The organism is Phaeodactylibacter sp., assembly GCF_040219495.1.
Classification (GTDB): domain Bacteria; phylum Bacteroidota; class Bacteroidia; order Chitinophagales; family Saprospiraceae; genus Phaeodactylibacter.
Map to the genome: position 1 here is coordinate 1 of NZ_JAVJSK010000070.1, position 10,851 is coordinate 10,851.

The following is a 10,851-nucleotide window of genomic DNA, read 5'->3' on the forward strand; positions in this document are numbered from 1 at the left end:
ATAAATCCGGAAACCATAATCATAGTGGGTCAAAGAACTGAACTCGCCGTCGGAATCATTCTCCAGATTCCAGTTTAGGGCCCCTTCACCCCAAACTGGAATGGAGAAACCGTAGCGGTAGTCTCCAAAGTTATACTTTCGGCCCGGCCCCGGCAACAGGCCGGGATTTCGCAAATCATTTTCCGGTTACCACGGCGCTCAACATTTCATAACCAAAGGGGTAATAATCGGTAGCCGTCATGAATACGGGGTCGAAGTACTCTGCTTCGTCATCGGCATCCGTGTCTTTGTAGTATTTGCGGTCATTGAGCACAGCCATGACGTTGCCCAGGTGGTTGGATATCTCGTACCGTTTCCAGCCTATGCAAAGCTTCTCCTGGTCGCTAAAATAGGGCGTGTCGTTGAGGTCGTTGCCGTTATGCCAGGTCACACTGGGCTCTACTGACCCCAGGCGGCTACTGCCGTATAGATACTGCTCCGACCACGTAACCGTATCGCTGTCTTGGTGGTAAACTGCCAGTGCTCTGTCAAGTATGAAAAGCGGAGTAAGGTGTCAGCAGGCTTTTGTCCAGGTTAAGAAACGCCCGGAGCCTGGTAGCCTTAGCTACCAAGGCGAGGACGTGACGCAGAACTGGGCAAAAAGATGCCACAGATTACCCGTCGTTTGATACTTGACAGAGCACTAGAACATTGCCCTGCGCATCTCTTACGTACCAAGTGTATGTCGATAAGCCTGTATCCGTATCATAATTCTCCTTTTTGACCCTGTTCTGGTCAGGTCCATAATCAAAATACACTCTCCTCTTTTCAGTTTTAAAGTTCAACCCTGTGACTTTCCCGTAAGCATTCCAAAAGATTTTAGAATCAGCTTGAGCGTCATTGACAAGGTTACCTGAGCCATCATAATCATAATTTGCAGATGATTGGCTGTCAAAATCCCCAGGGAAAGCACCGCTCCCTACATGATCATGAACGTGGTCGAGAAGGTTTTTATCTGCAACATAATTATACTCCATGTCATCCATCAAAGCGCTGGAGGAGGATTTTCTATACAGCCTCAGTATGTTGCCATTCGCATCATAGTTTATAGTATCTACTCTGTAGGTACTCATGGGGCTCGTCCCACTTTGCCATGCATAGGTTCCTAAAGTAATATTATCCCAGCTTTCCATCCTCTTGAGCCGGTGTAACTGGTCATAGCGGTAGGCTTGCCCCCACGGTTCTCCCAATTGGCGGAAGGACACGCCTTTGAAGCCCCCTGGCTGGAGGTACAACTGAAAAGATAGCACAGGACAATTGCTGTTTTGCTTTTTTGTAACTTCCACCCTGACACAACAAAACAGCGAGTCTTATGAAAATAATAGCGCTTGACGGAAGAACGCTTAACCCCGGAGACCTGAGCTGGGAAGGGCTAAGCAACTTCGGCGAGTACGAAATCCATGACTTTACGCCCAAAGAACAGGTGGTGGAACGGGGACGGACGGCGGATATTCTTCTCGTCAATAAAGTGGTGCTGGGGAAAAACGAACTGGCGCAACTCCCCAATTTGAAGTGCATTTGCGTTACCGCTACCGGTTACAATAACGTCGATTTACAAGCCGCCCGGGAACGCGGTATTCCGGTATGCAATGCGGTGGGGTACAGTACAGACGCCGTTGCCCAACATGTGTTTGCGTTGTTGCTGGCACTGACCAACCGGGTATATGCCCACAACATCAGCGTACAGGCTGGCGAGTGGCAGCGCAGCGACGACTTTGCCTATACCTTGCACACCTTACCTGAACTGGCTGGAAAGACCTTTGGCATTTACGGCTTCGGGCGCATCGGGCAACGGGTGGCAGACCTGGCGCAGGCTTTTGGCATGCACGTTCTGGCGACCCACAAACATCCGGAACGGGATGCCCGCCCCGGTGTTACCTTTGTTACGCTGCAGGAGTTGTTTGAACAGAGCGACGTCCTTTCTCTCCACGCCCCACTCTCTGCTGCCAACCGCGAAATAGTAAATACAGACCTGCTACAACACATGAAACCCTCCGCTTACCTTATCAATACCGGGCGGGGCGGACTAATACAAGAGGCTGACCTGAAGCGCGCCCTGCAGGAAGGGCAACTGGCCGGTGCAGCGCTTGATGTCCTCAGCGTGGAACCTCCAAAGGAAGGCAACGTGCTTACGAGTGCGCCCAACTGCATCATTACGCCCCACCTGGCCTGGGCTGCTCTGGAATCCCGGCAGCGCCTGATGCAGATCACCCTGAACAATATCAAAGCCTTTCAGCAGGGTGCACCTCAGAATGTAGTGAGCTGACGGCTCCCGGGCGGCAGGGCAAATGACGCGGCATTGATCACCAGAAAACAGGCAGTTGCTCCGATTTACCTTAAGAGCGTGTTGCGATTTTACACTTCGGGCTGCTCTTGCCAAATTTTGCCCTGCTCTTCGTTGTTCTTCGGTCACGTAGCTAAGGCTATGTTCCCTTATCACGCCTTGATCAGAACAAAATTTGGCTACGTTCGCTCCAAAAGCAAAATCCCAACACGCTCTAAGAGCGTGTTGCGATTTTTTTCAGAACAGGCGTGCTCAACCCTGCATCCCTCTTCAAATCTCCCTACCTTTATGGTATGTACACACAAGGGGAAACCATCCGGGTAAAAAACTGGAGCGAACTGCAAGATGTGCTCTACCACGATTCCTGGAACGATCAGCTTCAGCGCTTCCGTTCGGGCTATGTTTACCGGGGCATGGAAGATATGAATTACGAGCTGACTTCCACCCTCAACCGGCTTGGAGAGTCTCATCTGGAAAAACACTTGCTGCGGAACTTCCGTAAATACTCGCATAAGCAAATCCGGTCGGAGTATACTTCGGTCTGGAACTGGCTGGCACTGGCACAGCACCACGGCCTGCCCACCCGCCTGCTCGACTGGACGTACTCGCCCTACGTGGCCCTCCACTTCACTACCAATGACTTCAACCGCTACGACCGCGATGGCGCGATCTGGGCAGTCAACTACGTCGATACCAAAACGTACCTCCCTGATCAGCTCGCCCTGATCATCGAAGAGGAAGGCTCCCATATCTTTACCGCTGAAATGCTGGAGCGGGCGGTGGACAGTTTGTCCAGGCTTAGCCATTTGAAGAAGGATGACTTCGCGGTATTCTTCGAGCCTCCCTCCATCGATGACCGCATCGTCAATCAGTATGCGGTATTCTCTATGATGTCTAATCCCAATACCCTCCTTAGCGACTGGCTGACCGGGCGAGAAGTACGGTACTTTAAGATCATCATCCCGGCGGAGCTCAAATGGGAAATCCGCGATAAGCTCGACCAGTCGAATATCAATGAGCGGGTATTGTTCCCCGGGCTCGACGGGCTGGCGATCTGGCTCAAGCGCCACTACCGGGATGTGCGGCTGGAGCCCCCTTCAACAAGCATAACGCCCTCCGAAGAAGACGGAGAGCGCCCTTCAGAAGCCCCCTAATGCTTTGTCAAGTAAAACAGACCGCATATACAGTAAGACTTCGGTGAAGTCGCACGTTATCCCCAGCCAGAGGAGAAGTCCCTTCTGCTCATCTTTAGCCACCCTGCTTTTGATACGCTAGAACCGGTCGGGGCGGGCTAACTGCCAATCCAGCTGCCAATCGTCCGGTACAGTAGCAGCCGTCCTTAGGCAGCCCTCAGGCAGCTCCGGAAAAAGCTCACTGTAGCGCATCACCTTCTGCATGCTTACCCGGCGGTAAATATGATGACGCGTGATCTGGTCCGGATGGTCCAGCCCTGCCGCACCGAGTAACTCCACGAAGTTTTTGATGGTCTCTTGCTGGAAATTGGCGACCCGCACTTTCTTATCGCTCACCACCAGGCCCTGCACCAATTCCGGGCGCTGAGTGGCTACGCCGGTGGGGCAATTGTTTTTGTTGCACTCCAGAGCTTGGATACAGCCCAGCGCCAGCATCATGGCCCGTGCACTGTAGCAGGCATCAGCGCCCAGTGCCAGTGCCCGGAAGATGTGGTAGCCGGTCAGGATTTTGCCCGAAGCAAACAGCTTGATATGCTCTTTGATCCCAAAACCTTGCAAAATGTCATATGCTGTAGCCAGCCCTTCCACAAAAGGCATACCTACGGAGTTGGAAAACTCAGGCGGCGCAGCACCGGTGCCCCCTTCTCCCCCATCTATAGCGATGAAGTCCGGATAGGTGTCCGCTTCAATCATCGCCTTGCAGATGGCCATAAACTCAGACCGGCTGCCTATACAAAGCTTAAAACCTACCGGCTTGCCACCAGACAGCTCCCGCAACTGCCCGATAAAGCGGACCAGCCCTTCCGGGGTGGAAAATACCTTATGGCTGGGTGGTGAAAGCACCGACGTACCCACCGGAACGCCTCTGATTTCAGCAATCTCGGGCGTATTCTTGGCAGCCGGAAGGATGCCCCCGTGGCCTGGCTTAGCGCCCTGTGAGAGTTTCACCTCGATCATTTTGATCTGGTCGGATGCCACGCGCGCCGTAAAAGCTTCGGGCGAGAACTGCCCGTCAGGGGTGCGGCAGCCAAAGTAGCCCGTACCAAACTGATAGATCAGGTCACCGTTGTGCCTGACGTGGTAAGAGCTGATGCCGCCTTCACCGGTATTATGCGCAAACCTGCCCATTTCTGCCCCTCCGTTAAGCGCCATGATGGCATTCTTGCTGAGTGAACCAAAGCTCATGGCCGAGACATTGAGCAAACTGGCCGCGTAAGGCTGTCGGCAGGCAGCATTGCCTACAGTTACCCGGGGGTCCTGATCCAGATCGTGGGCGTCTTTTGCAGCAATAGAGTGGTTGAGCCATTCGTACCCCTCTTCGTAAAGGTCTAACTGTGTACCAAACGGCGTGGTGTCCCGAACTTTCTTGGCCCGCTGATAGACCACAGAGCGGTAAATCCGGTTGATCGGCCGGCCATTCGTATCCGACTCAATGAAGTATTGATAAAGCTTGGGGCGCAATTCCTCCAGTACATAACGCCCCCTGCCCAGCACCGGGAAGTTGCGCATGACGGTGTGCCGGGACTGTACCATATCATAAATACCCAGGATAATAACCGGCATCAAAACCGCCAGCAGCCAGATCATCGGCGGCCAAAAGAAGTAAGCACTCAGGAGGGTGATGCCCAGGGACAGAAAAATAAAAACTAAAAACTCGTTTCTCATGGATTATTGGGAATTGAAAAAATGACCTTAAAGCAGGTCAAACCATTTGAGGCGGATGCGTTCCATCCGGTAAAGCAAATTGCCAATCCAGAGCCCTACCAGCGTCCAGCCGATAATGGCGGGGTAAAAGACCAGGCGCATGGTGTTGTCCAGATCTTCAGACCCAAAAGCAGGGTTGCCTCCGGCTCCGGGGTGGAGGCTATCGGTGAGCCGGGGAATGACATAGATTAACGGGATGAGGGCTGCAAAGGCAAAGATATTGTAGACGGCGGAAATACGTGCCCGCTTGTCCGGGTCTTCAAAGACCGCCCTGAGGATAAAGTAGGCCAGGTAGATCAACAGCGCAATAGCCGTCATATTTTGCTTGACATCTCCACTCCAGTAAGCGCCCCAGGTGTTTTTGGCCCAAATGGCACCGGTAACCAGGCCCAGTACCCCCAACAGAATGCCCACCTTGGTCAGCGCCTGTGCACGGCAGTCTTCTTCCAGTCCACCATTCCGCAGGTAGCGGATGCTGTACGTCACCGAACCGATAAAAATAAACACCATCGCAAACCAAAGGGGAACATGGAAGTAGGTATTGCGGATCGTTTCGGATAGAATATTGCGGAATGGGAAAGTAAAGGTCCACCGTTCGTTTAGCCCTGCGATGGGGGTATGGACAAAAGCACGCTGCCCGAGTGCAGGCGCGATGCTGTCCTGCGTCACAAACACCGCACTGGGCAAAACCGACGTGCCATCCGCCTGATGATCAATAACCAGCGCAAAGTCCTGCACCTTGCGGTCTGCCGGCAGGTAAGGCGGTATGGCGAAAACCACTTCCAACCTGCGGTCATCGAGTACACGAACGGACTGAGCACCAATCGCCCGTTCATTGTCCATTTTCAGCCAAACCCGTACTTCATCACTCCGGGTATACATAGAGTTGTAGCCTGTCACCTCAAGCACTGCTTCCTGGCCCGTACGCAAACTACCGGGCGAAACCCCGGAAATGCCCGGTGTCAGGGGCACCATTAGGCCTGCCACCATTACGTAAACTAACAAAACTACCCCTAAAAACTTCCACCAGTTTCTTTTCATAGTTATCCATTCAGATCAAAGGTTGAAATAACTATATTTTAAGGGAATAGGCAACTCTATCTGTCACGATCTGGTCAGATCGAACAGATGTCGCGGCTGCATTTTGAAACGGATACCCGGACTCCGGGGTAAAGCCGTGCCCGGGTGGTAGCCTGCGGCAGGAACCAACCGATCGCTATTTCCAACAAAATGGGCATGATTCCCGGTACAAACCAAACACAATAGCAGAAAAAAAATTAAAACCGTATTTTTTACTTAGTGTATTATTTACACTACCTTTAGCCAAGTTAATACAGGACAGTCATGATAGTAGTAGTAGATAGTGGCTCTACCAAAGCCGACTGGAAGATGATCAGCGGCTCTGATATACAGAGTATTACCACGATGGGGTTCAACCCTGTGTTTCATAGTGAGGAGGTCATTTACAATGAGCTCCAAAAGTCATTTGTCAGGGAAGTGGCAACGGAAAAAGCCGAAAAGGTTTTTTACTATGGTGCCGGCTGTTGGGACGCGCGCCTGAAAGGTGTGGTCCGAAAGGCGCTGGACCGGATTTTCGAAAATGCGGAAATCGAGGTGGACCATGACTTGCTGGGTGCAGCCCGCGCCACTTGCGGGCATGACCCGGGCATTGCCTGCATCATCGGTACCGGCTCCAACAGCTGCCTGTACGATGGTACGCATGTGATTGATAATGTGACCAACCTGGGCTATCTGCTGGGTGATGAAGGTTCTGGCACCCACCTGGGCAAGCGGCTGATCCGTGCCTTTTTCTACCGGGAAATGCCAAAAGTGCTTTACGATGAACTGGAGAAGAGCCTGGATGGCGGCAAACAGTCTATCCTGGATAACGTCTACAGCGGTGAGCCCCCTAATGTCTACCTGGCTTCATTCACCAAATTTATGGGCGATCATCAGGACCATCCCTTTATTCAGCGCATTCTTTTTGACTCCTTCGAGCAGTTTATTGACCGGCATGTGCGCAAATATAAAAACCATATGAGCCTGCCGGTACACTTTATCGGCTCGGTGGCCTACTACTTCAAGCAAACCCTGAGTATTATTCTTGATGCCCGGGATATGCAGATGGGCAACTTCATTCAGAAACCAATCGACGAATTGGTCCGCTTCCATACCGAACAATAATTTCCTATTTTGGCGGCTTGATTTCATCCGTAACCGACAGGAAAAAACAAACGGGAAAACTTTTGGTGCTGCAAAATCTCGCAAGCTCCTGACAAAAAACAAGTTGCCCCCTACTTTTCCGCCAAACGAATAAGGAAAACCATAAAATAATGAGCAAGGATATCAAACGTATTGCTGTCTTTACTTCTGGTGGCGACGCCCCGGGCATGAATGCCGCAGTCAGAGCGGTAGTGCGCAACGCTTCTTACAACGATATGCACGTTTTTGGCATCCGCAGAGGCTATGAAGGCATGATAGACGGAGAGCTGGAGCGCCTGGAGCCCCGGGATGTTGGCAACATCATCCACCGGGGCGGGACGATCCTGAAGACAGCCCGCAGCCAACGGTTTATGACCCCTGAGGGGCGGCGCGCCGCTTATGAAACCTTGCTTGCACATGATATTGAAGCCTGTATCGCTATTGGTGGCAATGGCACCTTTACCGGAGCTTCCGTTTTTACGGAGGAGTATAATATCCCTTTCATTGGGGTGCCGGGCACTATCGATAATGACCTTTTCGGTACCGACATGACCATCGGGTTTGATACCGCCGTGAACACCGCCATCGAGGCCGTGGATAAAATCCGGGATACGGCAGACTCCCACAACCGCCTGTTTTTTGTTGAAGTCATGGGCCGGCACTCCGGCTTTATCGCGTTGAATACAGCTATTGGGAGCGGTGCGGGCAGTGTCATGATTCCGGAAACGGATACCACCATCGAAGAGCTCGTGGAATTCCTCAAGATGGGTGCCCGCCGTAAGAAATTGTTTAGCGTTGTGATTGTGGCCGAGGGTAATAAAAATGGCAACGCCAGTGAGATTGCAGCTCAGGTAAAAGAGGCTTTCGATTTCTACGATACAAAAGTGACGATCATCGGGCACCTGCAGCGCGGTGGGTCTCCTACGGCACTCGACCGTGTGCTGTCCAGCCGCTTAGGGTTCAACGCCGTCGAAGGGCTCGTCAACGGGCAGAAAAATGTAATGACCGGCCTGGTCAACGGTAAAATCAAATACACGCCTTTCGCGGAAGCGATTACCAAGTCCAAAAACCTGGACAACGACCTGGTCCGGATGGCAGAAATCCTAGCGCTTTAGTACCAACTGAAACTGCTGTCTGATTTGGGGCAGCCGTTTGAATCCGCCCGATAGCCCAAAGGCAAGTGTCGGCACCAAAAAGTGCGGAAAACGCATGACCGCTTCGTGCACCCATTGCAATAGCACAGTATCCCAGGTTGCCACATAGGCATAAGCCCAGGGACGGGCAAGGGTAGTGGACAATCCCCAAAATGCAGCGTAGACCAAGGCTATTCGGGCAATCCTGCCGGGCAAAAAGATCAGTACGCTTAGCAGGAAGTCCAGCACCGCAGCCACTTGCAGAAAGTGGGCCGCCATGAGGTCGTCTACGCCCAGAATACTCATCACCATAAATACAAAATAACCAGGCCGGGGATAGTACCCCACCGCGTACAGCCCGTGGCAGGTGAAGGTCAGTGCTATGCCTACCTTAAGGAATAGCAAAAGGGACCCGTTGAACCTTTTCTTTGGGTCAACCGCTACCCAGGCCAGTACTGCCGGTGCCGTAAACTGAAGCGTGTATTCAAAAAACTGGCCGAGGAAAAAAAATTTGTCTTTGCAGTACAGCGCAGCCAGAACCAACAGGCTAAAGCTGCTAAGCCACAACACCACCCGACCAGACCTGCCCCAGCGGTGGACGGTTACCGCGACTATCCCAGCCAGTACATAAAATACGCCGGTGCCGAAAACCAGCTGCTGAATCCACCAATCAGTGCCGGGATGGGTGACATAAGTTTGCCAGTCCATGCCCAAAACCGTTTGTACGGTACTTTCCATCCAGGCCTGATCCCAAAGCAGGGTGCGAAAGGGCGCATCCCAGTACAAATGCTGCCAGCCGCGGGCGAACAGTACACTCGCGGCACTCCATTGTAAAATGCGGAACCAAAGGGTGGGCGTGGCTTTTTCCATTCGTTTTTTAGGTATTAAACGCAGGAGTGGGCAAATGGTATTGCCTGAGAGGATAGAAAATGGTTGTGCTGGACTGGCCCCAGGCAGCGCCCATGCGCCACAGCCGGATAGCTTGGCTATCCGTCCCCAAGATGCCACTGATTGGACCTTAGCCTTAGCCTTTTACCTTTTACCCCTGATAACCACCCGTTCCACCCAAGCCTGCCCCTCCACTTCCACGCGCAAAGCATACACCCCTGCCGGCAGCTCCGGCAAGGAAAGCGGCACCTCCTGAGCACAGGGTTTTGCTACCAACCACACCGTCTGCCCCTGCATATTGTAAAGCGTAAAGTAACCAGTGCCCGTGGGTACTGCGCCCGGCCAGGCGACGGTGAGGTGGCGGGAGGTGGGATTGGGGAACACCCGCATACCTGGCTCCTCCATCGGCTCTGCCTCCGCCACGCCCGTAAGCACCTCACAGGGCATCTCCCCCTGACACCCATTGGCATCCGTTTTGATGATCCAGCAGCGGCGCTGAGGGCCATCGCCGCTTGCGCTTCCACCACTGACTAAATTCCCGCTGGACAGCTCCCCAAAGGAGAAAAAACTGCCATTGAGGAGTGTATTGTCAATAGTGTCAAATGGAGGGAGGTAATAGCGCGACCAGAGCGAATCCCCGAAAGCCGTGAACTTGAAGAGCCAGCCTACTGTAGTTGGGTCATTATCTACAACGCTCCTTACGTGGCCAGACCCTACGTAGTAGCCATCTGACACTTGCTTGATATCATACAAACCATGACCTGGGGAATGGTAACCTGATCTCCAGACCGGCCGCTGCCAAACAACCTCATAGTTGCTGTTGAGGCGGGTCAGTATCGGCTGTACGATATAAGTGTTCCAGTCGATAATTTCCAGCGGCTGCTGCCCAAAGGTGATAATATCCCCATCTTCCAGGGCGACCAATTGCCGCAGCCAGCCCATGTCCGCGTTTACTGAAGACTCCCAACTATCCAGTAAGGCACCATCAGATATGCGGATGCGGTGGAAAAAGTTGATACTGTAGCCTGGGCTAACCCGCCGCTGCCCCCCTGCCACCAAAATAGAATCGCCGAGTAATTGGGCATCCTGATAGATATCTCTATCCTCATAATTCCCGTAGAAATCAAGCCGCACGGTCTGCCCCTGCTCGTCCACAATGCGCACAAAGGGGTCGGGCACCCCATTGTCCCGGTCTATGTTCCCGTACAGCAAATAGCCCTCGTCTAAGGGTATAGGGTCAAGATAGGCGAAATTACTGACATCATCAATGTCGATATATTCATGGCGGAATTCTTCATTTAAGTTCTCATCTAGCTTAATGAAAATGGCATTAAGACGATCAGTATGCGGAAGAACTATATACCCTCCATTATTCGCAGGTGCGATACCGCCAATATGAGGCCGCATA

General features: G+C 52.6%; 10 protein-coding genes. 4 read left to right on the forward strand and 6 right to left on the reverse strand.

Features of this window, described 5'->3' with window-relative positions:
• Window positions 1-175 precede the first annotated feature (175 nt).
• Both RIC19_RS10355 and RIC19_RS10360 read right to left on the reverse strand, forming a co-directional pair.
• Entirely contained in the window at window positions 176-430 is a 255-nt protein-coding gene (locus tag RIC19_RS10355) for a hypothetical protein (protein WP_350178241.1), read from the reverse strand.
• A gap of 223 nt (window positions 431-653) precedes the next feature.
• A complete protein-coding gene (locus RIC19_RS10360) occupies window positions 654-1,112 on the reverse strand; it encodes a hypothetical protein (protein ID WP_350178242.1) in 459 nt (152 codons plus the stop codon).
• 239 nt (window positions 1,113-1,351) lie between these two features.
• Between RIC19_RS10360 and RIC19_RS10365 the strand changes: the two genes are divergently transcribed.
• Complete coding sequence (locus RIC19_RS10365) at window positions 1,352-2,305, forward strand: D-2-hydroxyacid dehydrogenase (protein WP_350178243.1); 954 nt, start codon at window positions 1,352-1,354, stop codon at window positions 2,303-2,305.
• Window positions 2,306-2,616: 311 nt separating this feature from the next.
• Window positions 2,617-3,477, forward strand: a complete 861-nt coding sequence (locus tag RIC19_RS10370) for an FRG domain-containing protein (protein WP_350178244.1) — start codon at window positions 2,617-2,619, stop codon at window positions 3,475-3,477.
• A gap of 117 nt (window positions 3,478-3,594) precedes the next feature.
• Here the strand turns inward: RIC19_RS10370 and RIC19_RS10375 are convergent, their stop codons facing one another.
• Both RIC19_RS10375 and ccsA read right to left on the reverse strand, forming a co-directional pair.
• Window positions 3,595-5,181: an FMN-binding glutamate synthase family protein gene (locus tag RIC19_RS10375; protein ID WP_350178245.1), complete on the reverse strand. Its 1,587-nt coding sequence runs from the start codon at window positions 5,179-5,181 to the stop codon at window positions 3,595-3,597.
• Window positions 5,182-5,208: 27 nt separating this feature from the next.
• On the reverse strand, window positions 5,209-6,261 hold the full coding sequence (gene ccsA, locus RIC19_RS10380; RefSeq protein ID WP_350178246.1) for a cytochrome c biogenesis protein CcsA: 1,053 nt from the start codon (window positions 6,259-6,261) through the stop codon (window positions 5,209-5,211).
• A gap of 303 nt (window positions 6,262-6,564) precedes the next feature.
• On the opposite strand from ccsA, the gene RIC19_RS10385 reads away from it, so the two are divergent.
• The gene (locus RIC19_RS10385; protein WP_350178247.1) at window positions 6,565-7,404 is read left to right on the forward strand and encodes a hypothetical protein; all 840 of its coding nucleotides are present in this window, start codon (window positions 6,565-6,567) and stop codon (window positions 7,402-7,404) included.
• 161 nt (window positions 7,405-7,565) lie between these two features.
• Window positions 7,566-8,537 carry a 6-phosphofructokinase gene (gene pfkA, locus RIC19_RS10390; RefSeq protein ID WP_350178250.1) on the forward strand — a complete coding sequence of 324 codons (972 nt, stop codon included), beginning with the start codon at window positions 7,566-7,568 and terminating at the stop codon, window positions 8,535-8,537.
• Here pfkA and RIC19_RS10395 read toward each other — a convergent pair.
• Window positions 8,526-9,425: a hypothetical protein gene (locus RIC19_RS10395; protein ID WP_350178248.1), complete on the reverse strand. Its 900-nt coding sequence runs from the start codon at window positions 9,423-9,425 to the stop codon at window positions 8,526-8,528. The two genes, pfkA and RIC19_RS10395, sit on opposite strands and share 12 nt — an antisense overlap.
• 162 nt (window positions 9,426-9,587) lie before the next feature.
• Window positions 9,588-10,851: T9SS type A sorting domain-containing protein (locus RIC19_RS10400; RefSeq protein WP_350178249.1), on the reverse strand; the 1,264-nt coding region annotated here is incomplete at its 5' end.